This window comes from Streptomyces sp. NPDC047022, assembly GCF_040644155.1.
In the GTDB taxonomy this organism is placed as follows: Bacteria; Actinomycetota; Actinomycetes; order Streptomycetales; family Streptomycetaceae; genus Streptomyces.
The window spans coordinates 83088-105023 of record NZ_JBEYVV010000019.1 but is presented as its reverse complement, the minus strand read 5'-3'; the positions used below and the strand labels follow the sequence as shown (position 1 = coordinate 105023).

Sequence of the window (21936 nt, the reverse complement as noted above, 5' to 3'; positions counted from 1 at the left end):
AAACCGATCCCCGAGTCGACCTGGGGTCGGTCCGGAGGTCGGTCCCGGGCCGATCCGGGGATCGGTCCGGGGGTATGGAGACGGGGTATGGAGATATGGAGGTACGAGGGGAGCTTATGCCCCTGTACCAGCGATCCGCCGTACGAGAAGGGATCGACAGGAGATCGCCTCGTACGGCGGAACCGCGCCTTGCCTCACCTGCGGGGCTGGGCGTCCAGCACCTGCTGGAGCGCCTCGAACTCCTCGACGCACTTGCCCGATCCGAGCGCCACGCTGTCCAGGGGGTCCTCGGCGATATGGATCGGCATGCCGGTCTCCCGGCGCAGCCGCTCGTCGAGACCGCGCAGCAGGGCGCCGCCGCCGGTCAGGACGATGCCGCGGTCCATGACGTCGCCGGACAGCTCCGGCGGGCACTTGTCCAGAGTCGTCTTGACCGCGTCCACGATCGCGTTGACCGGTTCCTCGATGGCCTTGCGGACCTCGGCCGCGGAGATGACCACGGTCTTGGGCAGCCCCGAGACCAGGTCACGGCCGCGGATTTCGGTGTGCTCGTCAGAGTCGAGTTCGTACGCCGAACCGATCGTGATCTTGATCTGCTCGGCCGTCCGCTCGCCGAGAAGGAGCGAGTACTCCTTCTTGACGTGCTGGATGATCGCATTGTCCAGCTCGTCACCCGCGACGCGGATGGACTGGGCGGTGACGATCCCGCCGAGCGAGATGACCGCGACCTCCGTGGTGCCGCCGCCGATGTCCACCACCATGTTGCCCGTGGCCTCGTGGACCGGCAGGCCGGAGCCGATGGCGGCCGCCATCGGCTCCTCGATGATGTGCACCTGGCGGGCGCCCGCCTGGGAGGACGCCTCGATGACCGCACGGCGCTCGACGCCCGTGATGCCCGAGGGCACACAGACGACGACGCGCGGGCGAGCCAGGTACCGCCGCTTGTGGATCTTCAGGATGAAGTAGCGGAGCATGCGCTCGGTGATCTCGAAGTCGGCGATCACGCCGTCCTTCAGAGGACGTACTGCGACGATGTTGCCCGGCGTCCGGCCGATCATCTTCTTCGCTTCCGCGCCGACCGCGAGGATGCCACCGGTGTTGGTGTTGATCGCGACGACGGACGGTTCGTTGAGTACGATCCCGCGACCCCTGACGTACACCAGCGTGTTGGCGGTCCCGAGGTCGACAGCCATGTCACGGCCGATGAACGACATTGAGTTCCCCATCAGGATTCGTCTGGCCTTCCCAAGTTGAGCGTTTGATGGCTTTTGTTGGGGTGGCGAAGTGGGTGCTGTGACGTGAAGGCTTACATCGTAGTCTCGCCCGCACGAAACACTGCGCGAGGGTCTTCGCCATTGTCAGCAGATGACGCACCGCCTCGCTTGTGGAGACGGGCGTTCGGGGGTAGCCGTTCCCCCGAACGCCACGCATATGCCACGGGTCCGGGGGGTTTTTCGTCGCCGGATATCCGACGGTCCCCGTTCAGGCATCCGGGTGACGTGACAAAACCTCAGAATTGTTCACAAAAGGCGTTCAAAAGTTCATCATCCGTGCGCTCAGAAGCGACCGGGGAAGAAAATTTTCAGCTCGCGCTCGGCGGACTCCTCGGAGTCCGAGGCGTGAATGAGGTTCTCGCGCACGATCACCCCGAAGTCCCCCCGGATGGAGCCCGGCGCCGCGGCGATCGGGTCGGTGGGGCCGGCGAGCGCGCGCAGGCCCTCGATGACCCGCTCGCCCTCCACGACCAGCGCCACGACCGGGCCCGAGGCCATGAACTCCACAAGCGGCTCGTAGAAGGGCTTGCCCTTGTGCTCGCCGTAGTGCTGCTCCAGGGTGTCCTGGTCCAGGGTGCGCAGCTCCAGCGCGCTGATGGTCCAGCCGGCCTTGCGCTCGATACGGCCGATGATCTCGCCGATCAACCCGCGACGGACGGCGTCGGGCTTGAGCAGGACGAGGGTGCGCGAGGTCACGAGAGGGCTCCTTTGATGTTTTGTGCGGGAGGATGAGGCTACAGGGCAGGTCGGGGCGGTGGTCACGCAGTGTAAGCCGCGTCCCGTCCGGGTGAGCCGCCGGCCCGGCCGCTCAGGCCGGGCTGCCTTCTTCGGTGCCCTCGGCCGCCGCGAAGCGGGCCTTGGCCTCGTCGATCTTCCGGCCGTAGTGGACGGACGCCCACCACAGTCCCGCGAAGACCGCGCCCATGAAGAACATCGTCGGCACGAAGAAGCCGGAGGCGATCAGCACGATCTGCAGGGCCCAGCCCAGCTGGATCCCGCCCGGCCGTGTGAGCACGCCGCACAGCAGGACGCACAGGGCCATGGCGATGCCGCTGACCGTCCAGACCGTGCCTGTGGTCAGATGCGGGTCCTTCATCGCGACCAGACCGGCGAAGCCGATGACGAAGAACTCGCCGATCAGGGTCGAAGCACACAGCGTACGCACGAGAAGTCAGCCCTTCCCCAGAAGCAGTCGGGCCTCGCCGACAGTGATGACGGAGCCGGTGACGAGGACGCCGGCGCCCGCGTACTCCCCCTCCTCCTCGGCCAGGGTGATCGCCGCCTCCAGGGCGTCGGGCAGCCGCGGCTCGACCTGGACACGCTCCTCGCCGAAGACCTCGACGGCGATCGCGGCCAGCTCGTCGGCGTCCATCGCCCGCTGGCTGGAGTTCTGGGTGATCACGACCTCGGCGAAGACCGGCTCGAACGCCTCCAGCAGTCCCCGGACGTTCTTGTCCGCGCTCGCGCCCACGACCCCGACCAGCCGGCTGAAGTCGAACGCCTCGCTCATGGCCTCGGCGGTGGCGCGGCCACCCGCCGGGTTGTGGGCGGCGTCCAGGACGACCGTCGGGGAGCGCCGTACGACCTCCAGGCGGCCCGGAGACGACACCGACGCGAACGCCTTGCGGACCGTGTCGATGTCGAGCGGCTCGGGGCGCTGGGAGCCCACTCCGAAGAACGCCTCGACGGCGGCGAGCGCCACGGCGGCGTTGTGCGCCTGGTAGGGGCCGTGCAGCGGCAGATACACCTCGTCGTACTCGCCGCCGAGGCCGCGCAGGGTGAGGAGCTGGCCGCCGACCGCGACCTGGCGGGCGACGACCCCGAACTCCAGGCCCTCGCGGGCCACGGTCGCGTCCACCTCCACGGCCTTCTTCAGCAGCACCTGAGCCGCGTCCACCGGCTGCTGGGCCAGGATCACGGTGGCGTCCTGCTTGATAACGCCGCCCTTCTCCTGGGCGATCTCTCCGGGCGTGCCGCCGAGCCGGTCGGTGTGGTCCAGGTCGATGGGGGTGATGACGGCGACGTCAGCGTCGATGACGTTCGTGGCGTCCCAGGTGCCGCCCATGCCGACCTCGACCACCGCGACATCGACGGGCGCGTCCGCGAAGACCGCGTACGCCATGCCCGTGAGCACCTCGAAGAACGACAGCCGGTACTCCTGCTGGGCGTCGACCATCTCCACGTACGGCTTGACGTCTTCGTAGGTCTCGATGAACCGCTCGGGGGTGATCGGGGCGCCATCGAGGCTGATGCGCTCGGTGATCGACTGCACGTGCGGGCTCGTGTACCGGCCGGTGCGCAGTTCGAAGGCGCCGAGCAGGGCCTCGATCATGCGTGCGGTGGAGGTCTTGCCGTTGGTGCCCGTGATGTGGATGGAGGGGTACGACCGCTGCGGGTCGCCCAGGACGTCCATCAGCGCCGCGATACGGCTGACGGACGGCTCCAGCTTGGTCTCGCCCCAGCGTCCGGCCAGCTCGGCCTCGACCGCTCGCAGCGCCTTGTCCACCTCGGGGTCGGCGGGCCGCACCGGCACGTCCGCCTGGGGCCGGCCGCCCTGGGTGCGCAGGGTGCGGCTGCCGGCTTCGATCGCCGCGAGGTCGGGGTCGCGGTCCGTCTCGGCCGCGACGATGTCTTCGAAGGGATCGCTCTCATTGGGGTCACGCGGGCGCAGGTCACTCACGAGGCCAGTCTACGGAGCGGGGGTGACGACGCGTGCGGTGGCTTGGGGAGCGGTGGGCCCTAGGGTCTTTCGTTTGGATCAGGCCGGATCAGGGAGCGGGGGCTGGTGCCGTGCATCGCAAGGCGGAGGAGGGCGTCATGGCGGAGCCATGGCAACCGACGACAACGCGGCGAGGCGCGGTGCCAGACCCCGCTCCCTGATCCGGCCTGATCCAAACGAAAGACCCTAGGGGCGGGGTGGCCCGGGAGCGCCGGCGGGCGCGGGGTCGTCATGACCCGGGCGCGCAGTTCCCCGCGCCCCTCCAGGTCGGCCGAGGCCCCCGGAATCAAGAGATTCCGGGGGCCTTCGCCCAGCGAGGGACCGCTTACGCCTGGGGGAGGCGGTCCAGCTGTGACTGGATGCGGGTGATGTCCTCGTCGGCCTTGGCGAGGCGCGTGCGGATCTTCTCGACCACGTTCTCCGGAGCCTTCGCGAGGAACGCCTCGTTGCCGAGCTTCGCCTCCGCCTGCTGGCGCTCCTTCTGCGCCGCCGCCAGGTCCTTGGCCAGGCGCTTGCGCTCCGCCGCCACGTCGATCGTGCCCGACAGGTCGAGCGCGACCTCGGCGCCCGCGACCGGCAGGGTCGCCGTCGCCGTGAAGTCCTCGCCCTCCGGCTGAAGGCGCAGCAGCTGGCGGATGGCGGCCTCGTGCGGGGCCAGGGCGGTGCCGTCGAGGGTCAGCCGGGCGGGGACCCGCTGGCCGGGCTGGAGTCCCTGGTCGGAGCGGAAGCGGCGGACCTCGGTGATGACCGACTGGAGGGACTCGATCTCCCGCTCTGCGGCCTTGTCACGGAAGCCGCTGTCGGTCGGCCAGTCGGCGATCACCAGGGACTCGCCGCCCGTGAGCGTCGTCCACAGGGTGTCGGTGACGAACGGGACGATCGGGTGGAGCAGCTTCAGCGTGACGTCGAGGACCTCGCCGAGGACACGCTTGCTGACCTCGGCCGCCTCTCCGCCCGCCTGGAACGTCGTCTTGGACAGCTCGACGTACCAGTCGAAGACCTCGTCCCACGCGAAGTGGAAGAGAGCGTCGGACAGCTTGGCGAACTGGAAGTCCTCGTACAGGGCGTCGACTTCGGCGACGACCGAGTTCAGGCGGGACAGGATCCAGCGGTCGGTGGCCGACATCCGCTCGGGCGAGGGCAGCGGGCCCTCGACCGTCGCACCGTTCATCAGCGCGAACCGGGTGGCGTTCCAGATCTTGTTCGCGAAGTTGCGGGAGCCCTGGACCCAGTCCTCGCCGATCGGCACGTCCACGCCCGGGTTCGCGCCGCGCGCCAGGGTGAACCGGAGTGCGTCCGACCCGTACTTGTCCATCCAGTCAAGCGGGTTGACCGCGTTGCCGAAGGACTTCGACATCTTCTTGCCGAACTGGTCGCGGACCATGCCGTGCAGGGCGATGGTGTGGAACGGCGGGGTGCCGTCCATCGCGTACAGGCCGAACATCATCATCCTGGCGACCCAGAAGAAGAGGATGTCGTAGCCGGTGACCAGGACGGAGTTCGGATAGAACTTCTTCAGGCTCTCGGTCTGCTCGGGCCAGCCCAGCGTGGAGAACGGCCACAGGCCGGAGGAGAACCAGGTGTCCAGGACGTCGGTGTCCTGGTGCCAGCCGTCGCCGCTCGGGGGCTGCTCGTCCGGACCGACGCAGACGACCTCGCCGTTCGGCCCGTACCAGACGGGGATCCGGTGGCCCCACCACAGCTGGCGGGAAATGCACCAGTCGTGGAGGTTGTCGACCCAGTCGAAGTACCGCTTCTCCATCTCCTGCGGGTGGATCTTGACCTTGCCCTCGCGGACCGCGTCACCGGCGGCCTTGGCGAGCGGGCCGACCTTGACCCACCACTGCATGGAGAGCCTGGGCTCGATGGTGGTCTTGCAGCGCGAACAGTGGCCGACCGAGTGGACGTAAGGCCGCTTCTCGGCGACGATCCGGCCCTCGGCCCGCAGGGCGGCGACGATGGCGGAGCGGGCCTCGAGGCGGTCCAGACCCTGGAAGGGGCCGTGGGCGGTGATGATCGCGTGCTCGTCCATGACGGTGAGGCTCGGCAGGTCGTGGCGCTGGCCGATCTCGAAGTCGTTCGGGTCATGGGCCGGGGTGACCTTGACGGCGCCGGTGCCGAACTCGGGGTCGACGTGCGTGTCCGCGACGACGGGGATGGAACGGTCGGTGAGCGGCAGCTTGATGAGCTTGCCGATCAGGTGCTTGTAACGCTCGTCGTCCGGGTGGACCGCGACCGCGGTGTCGCCGAGCATGGTCTCGGCACGGGTCGTGGCGACGACGATGGAGTCCTCTCCCTCGCCGTACTTCATCGACACGAGTTCGCCGTCGTCGTCCTGGTACTCCACCTCGATGTCGGAGATCGCGGTGAGGCAGCGCGGGCACCAGTTGATGATGCGCTCGGCGCGGTAGATCAGCTCGTCGTCGTAGAGCCGCTTGAAGATGGTCTGGACGGCCTGGGACAGACCCTCGTCCATCGTGAAGCGCTCGCGCGACCAGGCGACACCGTCGCCCAGGCGGCGCATCTGACCGGAGATCTGCCCGCCGGACTCGGACTTCCACTGCCAGACGCGCTCGACGAACGCCTCGCGGCCGAGGTCGTGCCGCGACTTGCCCTCCTTGCCCAGCTCCCGCTCCACGACGTTCTGGGTCGCGATGCCCGCGTGGTCCATTCCGGGCTGCCACAGCGTCTCGTGACCCTGCATGCGCTTGCGGCGGGTGAGGGCGTCGATCAGCGTGTGCTCGAAGGCGTGGCCGAGGTGCAGGCTGCCGGTGACGTTCGGCGGCGGGATGACGACGGTGTACGCGGGCTTGTCGCTCTTCGCGTCCGCCTCGAAGTAACCCCGTTCTACCCAGCGCTCGTACAGCGGCCCCTCTACATCGGCCGGCGCGTACTGAGTCGGCAGTTCGGGTTCGGGCGCTGATGGCTGCTGCTGAGCGTTCTCGGTCACGGGGCTCAGTTTAGAGGGGTCACGACCCAGTACCGAACCGCATTTGTTCTGTAACGGTGCGGCCCCCGGCGCCTTGGGCCTCCTGTACCTACGCAAGGATGTGAGGAACGTATAAGCATCTGGAGGGGAACCCAGAAATGAGCTACAACCAGCCGGGCCCGTACGGCGGGCAGCCTCAGCAGCCTGGTCCGTACGGCCAGCCGGGGCAGCCGGGTCCGTACGGTCAGCCGGGTCAGCCTGCGCAGCCGGGCCCGTACGGCCAGCAGCAGCCGCAGGCTCCCCAGCCCGGTTACGGCTACCCTCCGCAGACCCCGCAGGGCGGCCCCGGCTACGCCTACCCCCCGCAGGCACCTCAGGGCGTTCCGCAGCAGCAGAACCCGTACGGACAGCCGGGTCAGCCGGGCCCGTACGGCCAGCAGCCCTATGGTCAGCAGCCTTACGGCCAGCAGCCCTACGGCGTCCCGCAGCCGCCGGCGCCGGGCGGCGGCAAGAAGAAGACGGCCCTGATCATCACCGGCGCGGTGGCGGTCGTGGCGGCGATCGCGGTGGGCGCTTACCTCGCGCTGGGCGGCTCCTCCGACTCGGTGGCGGACGACGGCCCGCACAAGCTGGTACCTCCGGCCGCGGTCGGTGAGTACAAGAAGGCAGACAGCTCCTTCAACTCGGACGACGGCGGCCCGGCGGGCACCAGCAGTGCGGCCAAGCTGAAGGCCATGGGCATCGAGGACGGCCAGATAGTGCGCGCCTCGTACAGCACCGGCGGCGTGGACCTGGGCAAGGCGATGGCCCTCAACGGCGCTTACGGAAAGATCGCCGACCCGGAAGCCGCGATCGACCGGGGATTCGACAACTCCCACAGGAACTCGCAGAACTCGGGCAGCAAGGGTACGGTCACCTGGAAAGGCAGCCCGGAGAGCGTCAAGCCGAGCGGTCTTGACGGCGCCCTCATGAAGTGTCAGGTCGCCCATGTCTCCGAGGGTGCGGACAACCTCGACACGCCCGTCTGCATCTGGGCCGACCACAGCACCTACGGCGTGGTCAACGGGCTGGACCTGGCCGCCGCGAAGACCGGCGGCGGCTTCTCCCAGGACGACGTCGCCGCTTTCGCCACCAAGCTGCGCTCCGCGGCGCGCGTCAAGGCGTAGCGCCTCCCGCACTCGGACAGAGCCTCGGTCGATCGCTTCGACGACCGGGGCTCCGGTGCTGCACAGGCAAGCGACAGCTGAAGGGGACGCCCGACTCACCGGGCGTCCCCTTGAGCGTCCAATGGGACTGCTTACGCCGTCTTCTGCTCACCGGGACCGCGCCCGCGCGCGTCCCTCGGGATCAGGGTCGGATTCACGTTCGACAGGACCACGTCCGCCGTGATGACGACGCGGGCAACGTCCTTGCGGGACGGGACCTCGTACATCACCGCCTGGAGGACCTCCTCCATGATGGCGCGCAGACCGCGGGCGCCTGTCTGGCGCAGGATCGCCTGGTCCGCGATGGCCTCCAGCGCCTCGCGCTCGAAGTCCAGCTCCACGCCGTCGAGTTCGAAGAGGCGTTGGTACTGCTTCACCAGGGCGTTGCGCGGCTCGACGAGGATCTGCAGCAGGGCCTTGCGGTCGAGGTTGTGGACCGAGGTGATCACCGGGAGGCGGCCGATGAACTCCGGGATCATCCCGAACTTCACCAGGTCCTCGGGCATGACGTCCTCGAACTGGTCCTTGGACTCCAGCTCACGCTTGGAGCGGATCGTCGCGCCGAAGCCGATGCCCTTCGCGCCCGCGCGCGACTCGATGATCTTCTCCAGGCCGGCGAAGGCACCGCCCACGATGAACAGCACGTTCGTCGTGTCGATCTGGATGAACTCCTGGTGCGGGTGCTTGCGCCCGCCCTGCGGCGGGACCGAGGCGGTCGTGCCTTCCAGGATCTTCAGCAGTGCCTGCTGTACGCCCTCGCCGGAGACATCGCGCGTGATCGAAGGGTTCTCGCTCTTGCGGGCCACCTTGTCGATCTCGTCGATGTAGATGATGCCCGTCTCGGCCTTCTTGACGTCGTAGTCGGCCGCCTGGATGAGCTTCAGGAGGATGTTCTCGACGTCCTCGCCGACATATCCCGCCTCCGTCAGCGCCGTTGCGTCCGCGATGGCGAACGGCACGTTCAGCATGCGGGCCAGGGTCTGGGCGAGGAGTGTCTTGCCGGAGCCCGTCGGGCCCAGCAGCAGGATGTTCGACTTCGCCAACTCGATGGCGTCGTCACGGCCTTGGGCGCCGCCGTTCTCACCGGCCTGGACGCGCTTGTAGTGGTTGTACACCGCGACGGAGAGCGCCTTCTTGGCCGCTTCCTGGCCGACCACGTACCCCTCGAGGAACTCGTAGATCTCGCGGGGCTTGGGGAGTTCCTCCCAGCGCACCTCGCTGGTCTCCGCGAGTTCTTCCTCGATGATCTCGTTGCAGAGATCGATGCACTCGTCGCAGATGTACACACCGGGGCCTGCGATGAGCTTCTTGACCTGCTTCTGGCTCTTGCCGCAGAACGAGCACTTGAGCAGATCGCCGCCGTCACCGATGCGTGCCACGGTGTGCTTCCCCTTCGCCTGGGAGACGCCTTGGATCCAGCGGCTCCTGGTGCTGCCTTATGTCCGACGGTACCTTGCCGGGCCCCTCGTTCGGGCCCCCCTTGGCACGGTTCACTTCGACGTGCGGCGTGAGGTGCGACATGTCGAACGATGTCGAACCGTGCCAAGGAGCGGGAGACGATACAGGTCCGTTGGTGAATCGGGTGGAATCGGATGGATTCGCGTCAGCGGACCGAGGTGTTGTTCATCTTCCGGGTCGAGATGATCTGGTCGATCAGGCCGTACGACAGGGCGTCCTCGGCCGTGAGGATCTTGTCGCGCTCGATGTCCTCGCGGATCTTCTCGATCGGCGTGTTCGAGTGCTTGGCCAGCATCTCCTCCAGCTGCGAGCGCATCCGGAGGATTTCGTTGGCGGCGATCTCCAGGTCGGAGACCTGACCGCGGCCGGTCTCGCTGTACGGCTGGTGGATCAGCACACGGGCGTTCGGGAGCGCCATGCGCTTGCCCGGGGTGCCCGCGGCCAGCAGGACCGCGGCGGCGGAGGCGGCCTGGCCCATGCAGACCGTCTGGATGTCCGGCTTCACGAACTGCATCGTGTCGTAGATGGCCGTGAGCGCGGTGAAGGAGCCGCCGGGGCTGTTGATGTAGACCGAGATGTCACGGTCGGGGTCCATCGACTCCAGGCACAGCAGCTGCGCCATGACGTCATTCGCCGAGGCGTCGTCGATCTGGACGCCCAGGAAGATCACGCGCTCCTCGAAGAGCTTCGCGTACGGGTCGTACTCGCGGATGCCCTGCGAGGTGCGCTCCACGAAGCGCGGGATGACGTAGCGGGATTCGGCCACGGGGGCGGTGTACTCGGCGCGCACACGGTCGTAGAGGCCGCTGCCGGGGAAGTCGTTCACGGTGTCTCCTGGAAAGAGCTGGGGCGGTGGCTGGGGGGCTTGAGGGGCACTGGGGCCCCGCGGCGCCGGTGAGAGGCCTCGGAGGGCCTGCCGGGCGACGGGGGCCCGGTGAGTCCTTACGAGCCCGCCCCGGTGCCTCCGCCGCCCGGCATACCGACAGCGGTGGTGATGACCTCGTCGATCAGGCCGTACACCTTGGCCTCGTCGGCGTCGAACCAGCGGTCGCGGTCCGAGTCACGGGTGATCTGCTCGACCGACTGGCCGGTGTGGAACGAGGTCAGCTCGGCCATGCGCTTCTTGGTGTGCAGCAGCCGCTCGGCGTGGATCTTGATGTCGGACGCGGAGCCGGCGAGGCCGGCCGAGGGCTGGTGGATCAGGATCTCGGCGTTGGGCAGGGCGAAGCGCTTGCCCGGGGTGCCGGCGCTGAGCAGGAACTGCCCCATCGACGCCGCCATGCCCATGGCGATGGTCACCACGTCGTTCTTGATGTACTGCATGGTGTCGTAGATCGCCATGCCCGCCGTGATGGAACCGCCGGGGCTGTTGATGTACAGGTAAATGTCCTTGTCCGGGTCGGCGGCAAGGAGCAGCAGCTGTGCGGTGATCCGGTTGGCGATGTCGTCGTCGACCGGCTGGCCGAGGAAGATGATCCGCTCGTTGAGCAGCCGGCTGTAGACCTGGTCGCCGAGGCCGCCACCGATGGAAGGCTCGCCGGCGGCGGAGGGCATCAGATTCGTCACGTATCCACCTGCTCGTCTTACGACGGCGCGGAGCCGTCTCACGTGTTCTGCTGGGGCGTGGGACCCCTTGCGCCCCCTGCCGGGGCGGCTTCGGGGACTCCCCTGCCCTCGTATTCATGGACCCTAACGCGCAGGCAGTCGGGTGCAATCCCGCTTCTGCGGGTGTTCGCTGTCAGCGCATGGCGGCCCGTCACGCGGAACCCGGTGTCCGGAACAGCCCCGGCGGGGCTTGGGCCCGGGCCCCGGCTCCATTGTCGCCGCGGGGGCCGCCGGGGTCGCGCCGGAGCGGGCTGTCAGAGGGGCGGGGGCCTGGTTCCCGTGCGTCCCGTACTCCTGACGGAGCAGTGTGCGGGGCTCCTGGCGGAGCGGGACAGGGGCCGGTGCGGGTGCCGGGGGGGGTGCCGGACCGTGATCGCCCTCGTGCCCGCGCCCGCGCCCGTAGGCGTACGGGCGCGGTGAGCGTGCGGGCACACAGGGCGACGGGCCCCAGGAGGGCGCTGTGTGCGCTCTCCTGGGGCCCGTCCTGGTACGGCTGCGTACGTGGTGTCCGTACGGCCGAGGTGCCGCCGGTAGGTCAGGCCTCCGGGGTCTCCTCGGTGGACTCGGCCTCGGCGGCCTCCGACTCGTCCTCGTCCTCGTCCTCGAGGTTGACGATCTCGCCGTTGGTGTCCTTGACCGTGGCGGCCTCGACCACGACCGCGAGGGCCTTGCCGCGGGCGACCTCGCCGACCAGCATCGGGACCTGGCCACCCTCGACGACCGCCTGCGCGAACTGGTCGGGGGACATGCCGGAGGAGGCCGCGCGCCGCATGAGGTGCTCGGTGAGCTCCTCCTGGTTGACGTTCAGCTTCTCCTTGTTGACCAGCTCGTCCAGCACGAACTGGGTCTTGATGCCCTTGATCGCGGCCTCGCGCGTCTCGGTGTCGAACTCCTCGGCGGTCTTGCCCTGGATCTCCAGGTACTTGTCGAGGGTCAGACCCATCTGGCCGAGCTGGTGGTGCTCGAGGTTGTGCTTACGGGTGTTGATCTCGTCCTCGAGGAGCTTCTCGGGGACCGGGACCTCGACCAGCTCGAGCAGCTTGTCCAGGACGCGCTCCTGGGCCTGCGTGGCCTGGTCGTACTCCTTCATGTTCGCCAGACGCTTACGGCTGTCCGCCTTCAGCTCCTCCAGCGTGTCGAACTCGGAGGCGAGCTGCGCGAACTCGTCGTCCAGCTCCGGCAGTTCGCGGGCGGCGACCTGGGTGACCTTGACCGTCACCTCGGCCTCCTTGCCCGCCGCCGAGCCGCCCTTGAGCTCGGAGGTGAAGGTGGCCTCCTGGTCGGCCGCGAGGCCCTTGACGGCGTCGTCGATGCCGTCGAGCAGCTCGCCGGAGCCGATCGTGTAGGAGACGCCGCTCGCGACGCCGTCCTCCAGGACCTCGCCGTCGACCTTGGCCTCCAGGTCGATCGTCACGACGTCGCCGTCCTCGGCGGCACGCTCGACCGGGGTCGTCGAGGCGAAGCGGTCACGCAGCTGCTCGACCGACTTCTCGATGTCCTCGTCCGTCACCTCGATGGCGTCGACCTCGACCTCGATGCCGGAGTAGTCCGGGATCTCGATGGTCGGGCGGACGTCGACCTCGGCGGTGAAGGACAGCACCTCGTTGTCCTTCAGCTCCTTGATGTCGACCTCGGGCTGGCCCAGAGGGTTCAGCTCGGCCTCGTTGACCGCTTCGGTGTAGAACTTCGGAAGCGCGTCGTTGACGGCCTCCTCCAGCACGGCGCCACGGCCGAACCGCTGGTCGATGACCCGGGCCGGGATCTTGCCCTTGCGGAAGCCCTTCACCGTGACCTGCTGGTTGATCTTCTTGTACGCCGCGTCGAGGCTGTCCTTGAGCTCCTCGAAGGGCACCTCAACAGTGAGCCGAACCCGGGTCGGGTTCAGGGTCTCCACGGCGCTCTTCACGGTTCGGTCTCCTTGTGGCTGACTTCTTGGGGTTCTGTCGAGCTGCACCTCCCGGGACGGGAAGGCGTTCGACTGATGAGCGGCCCCTGCCTGAGAGACGAGACAGTGCAGACACACGGGCGCGCAGCTTGCATAGTAACCGCAGCCGGTCGGCGCCCCAAAAGGCGATCAAGCAAGTCGGCGCCCGAGCGGCGCCGGACAGTGGTCGGGGTGGCGGGATTTGAACCCACGGCCTTCCGCTCCCAAAGCGGACGCGCTACCAAGCTGCGCCACACCCCGTCTGGTGCGACACGTAGGGTACATGCCCAGACAGCGTGCGTCGGTCTCTTTTGTTCTTGGCCGCGACCTTGATCGTCGTCTTGATCGCGATCCCGGCCGCGATCTTGGTCCTGCAGGCCGTACACGCGGATCAACGCGTTGGCCTCCAGGGCGGGCGACCCGCTACGATGCCTCCTGTGCCGCGGTCGGAGACCTACGGCGCGACCTGTTGCGGGCGTAGCTCAATGGTAGAGCCCTAGTCTTCCAAACTAGCTACGCGGGTTCGATTCCCGTCGCCCGCTCTGTACGACTCAAGGCCAGGCCGGAGGATCAGTCCTCTGCCTGGCCTTGATCATTGCCGGGGCCGCGGATCAGCCCGCCCTGACCCCGCACGCGCCTCGAGTCACGACCGCTTCGGACGTCTTCGCGATCACGCGGCCGGCCGCGCGCCGTGCCTGGGCTTGAGCGATCATCGCGTCTCGTTCCCGCAGGCCCTCGGCACGGATCTCGGCGATCGGCCGCGTGCCGCGTTCCGGAGCCTCCCGGCGCAGGCGAGCCGTCTCGCGCCGGGCCCCGGCGGCTCCTCGCGGCGCTCGGCGAGGAGCTCACGGACCTCGATCACGGTACGCACGGCCCGCCGCCTCCGGCAGCCGATGCTCTCCTGCCGTTCGGCGAAGACACGGCCGACCCGAGACAGAAGGATCTTGGCGCATTCTTTGTCAGGGTCGTAGCTGGGCACGGCAGGAGAGTCGGCCGCCCTGGCACGCCGGCGCGCGGCCTTCAGAAGTGGATCGAGTTGACGGTCTCCGCTATCGAGTTGAGGAACCGGCTGATGGACGGGGCCATGGTGGTCGAGGCGAGGAAGAAGCCGAAGAGGATCGCCACGATCGCCGGGCCCGCCTTGATCGACCCCCCTCTGATCATGACCACCAGGATGATCGCCAACAGCAGCACCACGGACAGTGAAATGGCCACAACTGATCACACCCTAGGTCGGTCCGCTCTCCCGGCCCGGGGGCGCATCCCCTTGCGCGCCCCCCGCTGGAACCATCGTGCCACCAACAGGCCCGCCCTATGCGGCTCATGAGGCATCATCGATGACCCCCGTCGCCCGGACCACGCCGGCCGCACGCCGCCCCGACGGCGGACCATGGCCCTCATACGGTATTTCGCACCCCGCTCCGCCGGAAATCGGCCAGTGATCATTTCCATATCCACACATCACGTTCGCAGGTAATTCGAGACGTCCCGACGATCTCTTTGAGGTCGGACATTCCGCCAGAGACGCCCTCGAACGTTATGCCCGTTTTAGTCGGGATGAATACGGACACAACAGCCTTGCTGCATGGGCCGATCGGCGCGAAGACGGGTGTGCGGCAAAACACGTTCCGGCAATGCCGACTTTCGCGGATCCGGGGTAAGTGCAGGCCAAAGCCGCATTCACATCAAGGGTTTTACGAAATCCCACCGACGACGCTAGGGTTCCCCGGATGTTCGACGCCGACTCGTCCTCCGCAAGAGCAACAGGCCCGTCCACGGCGCAGGCCGTCCCGAGTCCGCGCGCCCCCGAGGCCGACCGGCAGCCTTCCGTGCAGCAGCGTGACGCCTTCTTCGACAACGCCAAGTACCTGGCGATCGTGCTGGTGGCCCTGGGGCATTCCTGGGAGCCCTTGCACCCGGGCCGGACCCTGCAAGGGGCGTACAACTTCGTCTACGCCTTCCACATGCCGGCGTTCATCCTCATCTCCGGCTACTTCTCTCGCAGTTTCGACATGCGCCCGGACCGGCTGAAGCGGCTGGTGACGGGCGTCGCCGTGCCCTACGTCGTGTTCGAGACGGCGTTCGTCCTCTTCGAGCGCGCCCTCGGCGACGACCCGGACATGCCGATCAGCCTCCTCGACCCCTGGTATCTGACGTGGTTCCTGATCGCGCTGTTCATCTGGCGGCTCACGGCCCCCATCTGGAAACTGGTCCGCTACCCGGTGCCGTTGGCGATCGTGATCGCCATGCTGGCCACCGTTTCGCCCGACATCGGCGACGATCTCGACCTCCAGCGGGTGCTGCAGTTCCTGCCGTACTTCGTCCTCGGCCTGTCGATGAGGCCGGAGCACTTCCGGCTGGTGCGGCGCCGCGCGGTACGGATCCTGTCGGTACCGGTGCTCGCCTGCGCGATAGCCGTGGCGTGGTGGTCCGAGCCGCGGATGAACGGGGCCTGGTTCTACCACCGTGACAGCGCACAGGAACTGGGGGCGCCGTGGTGGTGCGGTCCGCTCATGACAATTGCGATGCTCGGCTGCTCGCTTCTGCTCACGGCTTGCTTCTTCTCCTGGGTGCCGGGCCGGAGGATGTGGTTCACGTCGCTGGGCGCCGGCACCATCTACGCGTACCTGCTGCACGCCTTCTTCATCAAGACCGCGAACTACGAGGGCTGGTACGACGCGGGGTGGCTGCACAACCGGCTGGGCGTGGTGCTGGTGACGCTGCTGGCGGGGGCGTTGGTGACCGCCCTGTGTACGGCTCCGGTTCGGCGGGCACTTCGGTTCGTGGTGGAGCCGGAGATGGCGTGGGCGTTCAGGGGCGACGCGGCGCGGGTGCAGGTGTAGCACAGGCAGTGGGTGGGCGAGTTGCTGCGGTCGATCGCAGTTCCCCGCGCCGCTACCAGGGGTGTCCTACGGGGCGCCCCTGAGGCCCTTCAGGTGGCGCATCAGGTGCTCGAAGTGGTGCCAGGCGGACAGGTCCGTCGGGTCTCCCGGCAGTGGGTAGTACAGGGCCGGGCGGGTTTTCGGGCCGAGCGGGATCGGGGGCTCGGTCAGGGGGGTGTGCCGGGTTCGGCCTGCCGGCAGCGAGCGGACCTCCTCGGCGCCGAGCACGAAGGCGAACGGGACGCCGGGGCCCTCGAAGCGCGGCGGTACCGACAGGTCCCGGCGGGCCCTGCGGATCTGGACGAGCATCGACTGGAGGCCGTGCCTGGTGGCGAGCGCCTCCGCCGCCCCGCGCACCGCGTCCGTGGGCACCTCCTCACCGGGCCCGTAGCCGAACGCCAGCCTGACGTCCTCCTCGACCCCCGCCTTCGTACGGCTGACGCGGACCGTCGCCACCCCGGGGCGCTCCGGGGCACCGACCACCACCGACCAGGTCGGCTCGGGAGCTCGCTCGTACGCCAGGTCGGTCAACTGACGTGGTGACCACGGCAGGTTGGCGGGCTCCTCGGTGCCCCAGCCGCTCGGTGGGCCGCCGGTGATCCCTCTCCATACGGACTCCAGCGCGCCGCCGAGCACCAGGCGCTCCTCGGCCGGGTGAATCGCCCGGAAGGAGATCGCGAGCTGCCGTTCGCCCAGGTCCTCGATGTCCTCGTGGAAGGAGGCGGCCACCGGCGTGCGCGGGTCCTGCGCGTTGGCGTCCGGTGACTCGACCGTCGCGAAGAGGCCGTTCCTCCACTCCAGTACGGCTCCGGACAGTCCGTCGTAGTAGCCGTCCTTCTCGTCCCGCACGACCCACCGCGAGGGCCAGCCCGGGAGGCTGTCGCGGACGGCGTGAGACAGACGCGTTCCCGCGGGCGTGACGATCTGCAGACCCAGCTCCGCGTTCGCCGCCGCGCGCAGGGCGTCCGCGAGCCAGGCCGTCATCGCGACGACCGGGCGGTCCTGGATCACAACGGCCACCTTGTCGGTGAGCACGTCCACGGCGGGCTGCGCGGCGGCGGGCGCCGGTAACGCGCTCACGCCCTCGGCCGGCACCACCGCCAGGGATGCCTCGGCCTCCTGCGGCCAGACGGTGCCGCCGACCAGCGCGGCCAGACGCGCGGCGAAGGTCCCGGCGAGCTGCTCGGCCTCCCGTACACCCGTGGTCGCGCGTGCCTCCGTCCACCAGTACGGCACCTCGGGCTCACTCGTGCCGAGCAGCCGCTGGGCCTCGCCCCTGACCTGGATGAGCAGCGGCGCCTCGACGGAGACCAGCGGGCGCCCTCGTTCGTCGCACAACTGCACGACCGAGCCGTCGCCCTCGGTGCCCACCAGCTTGTCGGGGCCACCGCAGAGCAGTCCCGCGATCACGCTCAGCGGGTCCGGCATCTTCTTCACGAGGGCGATGACGTCCTTGGTCATGGGGTCGGGCGATCCTTCCCGATGAGCCTCGGTACGGCGCCGTCGGCGACCTCCGCCGAGGACAGCGTGACCACCAGGGTGACCCGGCTGAGCCGGGCCGTTGTGCTCACCACTTACGGGAACCTGCCTTCAGTCCTCGGTGGTGAGGCCGAGGTACTCCCGCATGGCGGCGTACTTGCGGGCGAGCCGCTCGGCGGTGGGGGCGTCGAGGGCGGCCAGCCGCCGCGGGTCGGCGTTGTGCGCGAGGTCGGCCGCCTTGACGAGCCGGGCGCCCGGGGTGGCGAGTATGCGCCGCGCGTACTCCTGCGGCGGCTCGCCTTCGCGTTTCGTCACGGCCCGTACGACATCCTTGGTGACCTGCGCCAGCTCGGCCGCCTCCAGCCACTGTTCGCTGAGGACGCCGTCCTCCACCGCGTCGTGCAGCCAGGCGGCGGCGACGAGTTCGTCACCGCCGCCACGGGCCCGTACACCCTCGGCGACAGCGCGCAGATGCTCCGTGTAAGGCCGCCCGGCCTTGTCCTGCTGCGCGGCATGCGCGGCGCACGCGACGGTCTCGACCTCCGCCGTTGTCATGAGCGGCATACGGGCTCCTCTCGCTACCGGGCCGGGACGGCCGCCTGAAGCTTCTTCACCTTGCCACTGGCTATCACGTTCCAGATGAGGGTGAACGGGGTGAATATGACGAGGGAGGCGGGGCTCCACCAGCCCTGCCACAGCGTCTCGGTGGTGAGCTTCTTGTAGACCTGCATCCCACAGGAGTGGCACATGGGCCCCTCCAGCTTGCGGAACGTCATGAGGAAGATCATCGCGCGATGGGCCCGGAAGGTGACGTCGACGGCGGGGGCGGTACCGCAGAACCGGCAGGACATCTGTGCGGCATACCCTCCACCGGGGTACGCCGCCCCGGGCACCGCGTACCCATTCGTCTGCGGGTAACCACCCTGCTGCGCGTAGGGGTTGGGCTGCGGCTGCTGGGCGTAGGGGTTGCCCTGCGGAATGCTCATGGGAGGGGACTCCTGGGACGGTGGTGTTACTGGTTGGTTGGGGGGGGCGAGGCTCATCTGTATCGCGTAAGGAGGGCCGACTCCAACTCGGTTCTGGCAACGGAGCTGCAACTACCGCCCGGACGCCGCACCTTGCACTGAACTGCCCGGCTCCTCCGTGGCTGGTCAGTCACCCTGGGCCAGAGCCTTGACCGCACCGGCATTCGGAGCATCGGCGAGGGAGCCTGGCAGGGCTCGACCGTTGACCCCCACCTCCGGGTCGCTGTACAGCTCAGTGAGGGCCTCGGAAGGCAGGATGCCTCGCCCTTTTGCCTCCTCCAAGATGGCGTGCCAGACGCCACCCTCGATGTGTGCTCGGGGCCCGGCCGCCTGCCGAGGCTCCCACGCAGCGGCATCGTCCTCGTTAGCGGCCCACACGTACCCGAGAACCACACCGTCTTGCTTGTCAATGACCGTGAAATAACGCACCGGCTTTTCGGTCCGGCTCCGGTAGCGTGGCGGCCCCGGCGACACCTGGTTGAACCACATATCGTCATCGAAGCGTGGGTTGATCGGTCGCTCACTACTCATGAAGTCCACGTTCCTTTACCTCTGCCTGATCAACGATTAGGTTACGGCCTCGGCAGAACCTCCCCATAGACGTGCCACTTGCCCGCGTGATCCATGAAAACTCGCGTTACCCTGTACTGGGTACCGCGAGCGAGGAGCAGTTCCCGTTCGCCGGGGAACTCCGAGATGTGGTCCAACCAGAGGGCGGGCGTTCCCTTCGGCACCCGAAGGTGCATCCACACCGGTTTCCCGTCGAACGGTGGTGGCGGCGTCTTGCCAAGCGCCGTGGAGGTGTATGCCTTGTCATCGTAGACGCCTCCGCGCATGTCCAGCGGCGTATCCAAGTGGAGGTGCTCGACTCCAGTACCACGGACCACCATGATGTCTTCAGGCACAGGTCGGGCACCCATTACCTTGTCCATCTCGTTAATCGTGTGCAACGTGTCCGCAGACGCCTCAGCGCCGAGGCGGAGGTGACCGTTGATGTCGTCGAAGGCGTTACTTGTGTAGGTAGCCAGCGATTTCTTCGACGCCGGTTCGAGGTTGTCTAGGAACTCATTCCAGTACGCTTTGCCGTAATCGAACCCGGCCCTATCACTCAGACTAGGCGCGGGATTCGTGCCGTGCACGAGTTCAGCTCTGGCCACCGCGTGCTTCTCGGCATCGGTTGCCAGTGCAGAGAATTGTCTGTCCGGCATGGACGGCTTGTACTCAAACGGCTCCCCACCCCCGTGCCCAGGATTAGCCGCGCCGTTGCCGTCATGTGCGGCGATGTCCCCCGTGCCGTGCGGCACGCCCCCGCCGTCGCCCAGGGGCCCGGCGTCATGGCCCGTGCCGTGTGGTGTGGTTTCTGTCGGGTGGGCGTGCCCGGTCGGTGCGTCGTGCCCGGTGTGCGGGGTGTGGGCGCCGGGGACGTGGTCCGTTGTGTGCACCCCGGCGTGGGCCGGGAGTTGGGGCGTCGCTTCCCGGGGGACCGGCGTCGTGTCCAGGGTGCCGTCGTGCCGCATGAGGTTGCCGTCCGCGTCCAGCAGGCGGCCGTCCGGCAGGTGCACCGAACCGTCCGGGAGCTTGGGGATCTCGACGTTGCCCACGCCCTTCAACGCCTTCGCGGCATCGCCGATCTTCGACAGGCCCGCGCCCGCGGCCTTGCCGACGTACGTCATCGGATCGATGGCCCTGCCGGCCCTGCCCGCCACCGACACCGCCTTCGCGACCACGCCCGCCCCCGCCGCCGCGCCCTCCCCACCCGTCAGCACCGTCGTCACCGCGTTGAACGTCACCGCGCCCGCGGCACGAGCCGGGTTCCTGCCCCACTCGTTCCACGCCACCAGCGCCTTGCCCGTCCGCTTCATCGCCGTCCGCGAGTCACGCAGCCAGGAGGGGAGTTCGGCGTCCGGCGACGCCCAGAAGACAGCCGCCGCCCCCGGAACCGAGGAGACCGCCAGCCCCGTGGCCAGCCGCGCCAGGCCCTTCCACGCCTGGCCCATCGCATCCCAGCCACCGATGCCCGCCAGCGTGCCCAGGCCCTTGATCGTCCCCCATACGCCGTCCACGACGATGCCGTCCCACACGAACGACTTCACCCAGTGGCCGATCTCGTACCAGTGGTGCTTCTCCTCCACCGGGTCGCCCCAGGGGAGTTCGGCGTTCTTCATGTCGGCGGCGTTGTACCCGTACTGGTCCTCGCGGTCAGAACCATCCTCCGCCACCATCTGCGTCCCGCCCCACAGCGCGGTGATCCTGTTGTGGCACTCCCGCTCCGCCGCCCAGAACGCCGCCACCGTCGCCGTGACGTCGTCCCGGATCCGGTTGCACTTGTCGACCTTGTCCCCGTCGTACTCCCAGTCGTCATCCCCCTTCACCGACTCAGCGAAGTCCGCCGCGTCGACCTTCAGCTGCTCCAGCTTCGCGACCAGTGGCCGGACCTCCGTCGCGTACGCCGACAGGGCACCCGACACGGTCTCCAGACCGGTGGCGAAACCGTCCGCGCGGTCCGCCACCGGCTTGGTCGTCGCGAACAGCCGCTCCGCCTCCGGCGCCCGGTAGTACGCCGCAAGGCCCTGGAACTTTCTGTCCACCTCCTGGCCCGTGGAGCGGACATCCGACGCCACCGTCCTCAGGCCGCCGCAGTCCTCCTCCAACTGCGCCAGATCGCCTGTGAACTGCGGGACCCGCTCCGGATCGATCACCTCTTCCCCACCTCCGGCAGATCCACCCTCGGCTCCCCGAGCGCGAGCGCCCCGCGCTGCGCCTGTGCGGCCATCGCCTCGTCCCCGCTCAGATACGCCGTCGTCGCGTCCTCCGCACCCCGCAACGACCTGCCCGCCCGCGCCGCCAGGTACGTCAGATCCCTCGTCGCGTGCTCCGCGTACTGCGACAGGGCAAGAGCCACCAGGCCGCCCCCGCCCGGCGCCTCGTCCGCGGAAATGGTGCCCGCGCTCGACGCCGCCGACGTCAGATGCTCCCCGTACGCCTTCGCGTGCCCCTCGAGTTGCGACGCCGTATCACCCGTCGCCCTCAGCACAAACGCGATGCCCTGCGGCGTCAGATCCCAGCCGGTCATCCCCGTTGTCCTCCGCGTCCCGCCCGGCGAACTCAGCCGATGCCGTCGACCGCCGCCTTCGCCTTCGCCATGGTCGACTGCGCCGTCGTGTCGTTGTGCTCCAGCGTCGACCTCACCAGAGCGATGATGTTTCTGACCTCCCGCGACGCCCGGTTCCATCGCAGCTCCTTGGCGTGGTACTCATCCGCCACGCCATCCGCCGTGAAGTCCGCCATCGCCGCCTTCACCTGGCGGTCGCGCGCCGCGATGACCTCCTCGAGACGACCGATCACCGCCTGGATATTGCCCTGCGCATCCGCCGACGCGTCCGTGTCGTACGACCGACGGTCAGCACCCGCACCCGCACCCGCCATCACAGACCAC

General features: G+C 68.5%; 19 protein-coding genes and 2 tRNA genes. 3 read left to right on the top strand and 18 right to left on the bottom strand.

Going from position 1 to position 21936, the window contains the following annotated elements:
- Positions 1-194: 194 nt before the first annotated feature.
- From ABZ845_RS20630 to ABZ845_RS20610, 5 genes are all read right to left on the bottom strand, one after another.
- Entirely contained in the window at positions 195-1214 is a 1020-nt protein-coding gene (locus ABZ845_RS20630; protein WP_360981711.1) for a rod shape-determining protein, read from the bottom strand.
- A gap of 342 nt (positions 1215-1556) precedes the next feature.
- Positions 1557-1970 (bottom strand): nucleoside-diphosphate kinase, encoded by a 414-nt coding sequence (gene ndk, locus ABZ845_RS20625; RefSeq protein ID WP_360981658.1) that lies wholly within the window; start codon positions 1968-1970, stop codon positions 1557-1559.
- A 112-nt stretch (positions 1971-2082) separates the two neighbouring features.
- Positions 2083-2439, bottom strand: a complete 357-nt coding sequence (locus ABZ845_RS20620) for a DUF4233 domain-containing protein (RefSeq protein WP_360981655.1) — start codon at positions 2437-2439, stop codon at positions 2083-2085.
- A 6-nt stretch (positions 2440-2445) separates the two neighbouring features.
- A complete protein-coding gene (locus tag ABZ845_RS20615) occupies positions 2446-3954 on the bottom strand; it encodes a folylpolyglutamate synthase/dihydrofolate synthase family protein (RefSeq protein WP_360981652.1) in 1509 nt (502 codons plus the stop codon).
- A 364-nt stretch (positions 3955-4318) separates the two neighbouring features.
- The gene (locus ABZ845_RS20610) at positions 4319-6943 is read right to left on the bottom strand and encodes a valine--tRNA ligase (protein WP_360981649.1); all 2625 of its coding nucleotides are present in this window, start codon (positions 6941-6943) and stop codon (positions 4319-4321) included.
- A gap of 137 nt (positions 6944-7080) precedes the next feature.
- Between ABZ845_RS20610 and ABZ845_RS20605 the strand changes: the two genes are divergently transcribed.
- Entirely contained in the window at positions 7081-8088 is a 1008-nt protein-coding gene (locus ABZ845_RS20605) for a hypothetical protein (RefSeq protein WP_360981646.1), read from the top strand.
- Positions 8089-8219: 131 nt separating this feature from the next.
- On the opposite strand, the gene clpX is transcribed toward ABZ845_RS20605, so the two are convergent.
- The 5 genes from clpX to ABZ845_RS20580 all read right to left on the bottom strand — a co-directional run bounded on the left by clpX (position 8220) and on the right by ABZ845_RS20580 (position 13375).
- Positions 8220-9506: an ATP-dependent Clp protease ATP-binding subunit ClpX gene (gene clpX / locus ABZ845_RS20600; protein ID WP_150478206.1), complete on the bottom strand. Its 1287-nt coding sequence runs from the start codon at positions 9504-9506 to the stop codon at positions 8220-8222.
- 224 nt (positions 9507-9730) lie between these two features.
- Entirely contained in the window at positions 9731-10411 is a 681-nt protein-coding gene (locus ABZ845_RS20595; RefSeq protein ID WP_311696969.1) for an ATP-dependent Clp protease proteolytic subunit, read from the bottom strand.
- Positions 10412-10527: 116 nt separating this feature from the next.
- Positions 10528-11139, bottom strand: coding sequence for an ATP-dependent Clp protease proteolytic subunit (locus ABZ845_RS20590; RefSeq protein ID WP_360981709.1), 612 nt, complete (start codon positions 11137-11139; stop codon positions 10528-10530).
- Positions 11140-11725: 586 nt separating this feature from the next.
- Positions 11726-13096: a trigger factor gene (tig, locus tag ABZ845_RS20585; RefSeq protein ID WP_360981641.1), complete on the bottom strand. Its 1371-nt coding sequence runs from the start codon at positions 13094-13096 to the stop codon at positions 11726-11728.
- 202 nt (positions 13097-13298) lie between these two features.
- Positions 13299-13375: transfer RNA gene (locus tag ABZ845_RS20580), tRNA-Pro, on the bottom strand.
- A 210-nt stretch (positions 13376-13585) separates the two neighbouring features.
- Here ABZ845_RS20580 and ABZ845_RS20575 point away from each other — a divergent pair.
- Positions 13586-13656: transfer RNA gene (locus ABZ845_RS20575), tRNA-Gly, on the top strand.
- A 478-nt stretch (positions 13657-14134) separates the two neighbouring features.
- On the opposite strand, the gene ABZ845_RS20570 is transcribed toward ABZ845_RS20575, so the two are convergent.
- The gene (locus ABZ845_RS20570; RefSeq protein ID WP_360981638.1) at positions 14135-14329 is read right to left on the bottom strand and encodes a hypothetical protein; all 195 of its coding nucleotides are present in this window, start codon (positions 14327-14329) and stop codon (positions 14135-14137) included.
- A 515-nt stretch (positions 14330-14844) separates the two neighbouring features.
- Here ABZ845_RS20570 and ABZ845_RS20565 point away from each other — a divergent pair.
- Positions 14845-15957 carry an acyltransferase family protein gene (locus tag ABZ845_RS20565; protein ID WP_360981635.1) on the top strand — a complete coding sequence of 371 codons (1113 nt, stop codon included), beginning with the start codon at positions 14845-14847 and terminating at the stop codon, positions 15955-15957.
- A gap of 66 nt (positions 15958-16023) precedes the next feature.
- Here ABZ845_RS20565 and ABZ845_RS20560 read toward each other — a convergent pair whose 3' ends face one another.
- The 7 genes from ABZ845_RS20560 to ABZ845_RS20530 form a co-directional block, all read right to left on the bottom strand.
- Positions 16024-17457: a DUF6177 family protein gene (locus tag ABZ845_RS20560; RefSeq protein ID WP_360981633.1), complete on the bottom strand. Its 1434-nt coding sequence runs from the start codon at positions 17455-17457 to the stop codon at positions 16024-16026.
- 129 nt (positions 17458-17586) lie between these two features.
- Complete coding sequence (locus ABZ845_RS20555; protein ID WP_360981630.1) at positions 17587-18039, bottom strand: HD domain-containing protein; 453 nt, start codon at positions 18037-18039, stop codon at positions 17587-17589.
- A gap of 14 nt (positions 18040-18053) precedes the next feature.
- The gene (locus tag ABZ845_RS20550; RefSeq protein WP_360981627.1) at positions 18054-18461 is read right to left on the bottom strand and encodes a hypothetical protein; all 408 of its coding nucleotides are present in this window, start codon (positions 18459-18461) and stop codon (positions 18054-18056) included.
- A 165-nt stretch (positions 18462-18626) separates the two neighbouring features.
- Positions 18627-19031 (bottom strand): hypothetical protein, encoded by a 405-nt coding sequence (locus tag ABZ845_RS20545; RefSeq protein ID WP_360981624.1) that lies wholly within the window; start codon positions 19029-19031, stop codon positions 18627-18629.
- A 41-nt stretch (positions 19032-19072) separates the two neighbouring features.
- Positions 19073-21199 (bottom strand): ADP-ribosyltransferase, encoded by a 2127-nt coding sequence (locus ABZ845_RS20540; RefSeq protein WP_360981621.1) that lies wholly within the window; start codon positions 21197-21199, stop codon positions 19073-19075.
- Positions 21196-21573: a DUF6507 family protein gene (locus tag ABZ845_RS20535; protein ID WP_360981619.1), complete on the bottom strand. Its 378-nt coding sequence runs from the start codon at positions 21571-21573 to the stop codon at positions 21196-21198. The genes ABZ845_RS20540 and ABZ845_RS20535 overlap by 4 nt, the downstream gene beginning before the upstream one ends.
- Before the next feature lie 32 nt (positions 21574-21605).
- Complete coding sequence (locus ABZ845_RS20530; RefSeq protein ID WP_360981616.1) at positions 21606-21926, bottom strand: pore-forming ESAT-6 family protein; 321 nt, start codon at positions 21924-21926, stop codon at positions 21606-21608.
- Between the last annotated feature and the right edge of the window lie 10 nt (positions 21927-21936).

Bases quoted from the DNA above. Each gene is read 5' to 3' on its own strand.
- ABZ845_RS20535 (WP_360981619.1), bottom strand. From the start codon at position 21,573: ATGACCGGCTGGGATCTGACGCCGCAGGGCATCGCGTTTGTGCTGAGG.
- ABZ845_RS20530 (WP_360981616.1), bottom strand. From the start codon at position 21,926: ATGGCGGGTGCGGGTGCGGGTGCTGACCGTCGGTCGTACGACACGGAC.
- ABZ845_RS20545 (WP_360981624.1), bottom strand. From the start codon at position 19,031: ATGAGTAGTGAGCGACCGATCAACCCACGCTTCGATGACGATATGTGG.
- ABZ845_RS20555 (WP_360981630.1), bottom strand. From the start codon at position 18,039: ATGCCGCTCATGACAACGGCGGAGGTCGAGACCGTCGCGTGCGCCGCG.
- ABZ845_RS20605 (WP_360981646.1), top strand. From the start codon at position 7,081: ATGAGCTACAACCAGCCGGGCCCGTACGGCGGGCAGCCTCAGCAGCCT.
- ABZ845_RS20630 (WP_360981711.1), bottom strand. From the start codon at position 1,214: ATGTCGTTCATCGGCCGTGACATGGCTGTCGACCTCGGGACCGCCAAC.
- ABZ845_RS20550 (WP_360981627.1), bottom strand. From the start codon at position 18,461: ATGAGCATTCCGCAGGGCAACCCCTACGCCCAGCAGCCGCAGCCCAAC.
- ABZ845_RS20560 (WP_360981633.1), bottom strand. From the start codon at position 17,457: ATGACCAAGGACGTCATCGCCCTCGTGAAGAAGATGCCGGACCCGCTG.
- ABZ845_RS20590 (WP_360981709.1), bottom strand. From the start codon at position 11,139: ATGCCCTCCGCCGCCGGCGAGCCTTCCATCGGTGGCGGCCTCGGCGAC.
- ABZ845_RS20565 (WP_360981635.1), top strand. From the start codon at position 14,845: ATGTTCGACGCCGACTCGTCCTCCGCAAGAGCAACAGGCCCGTCCACG.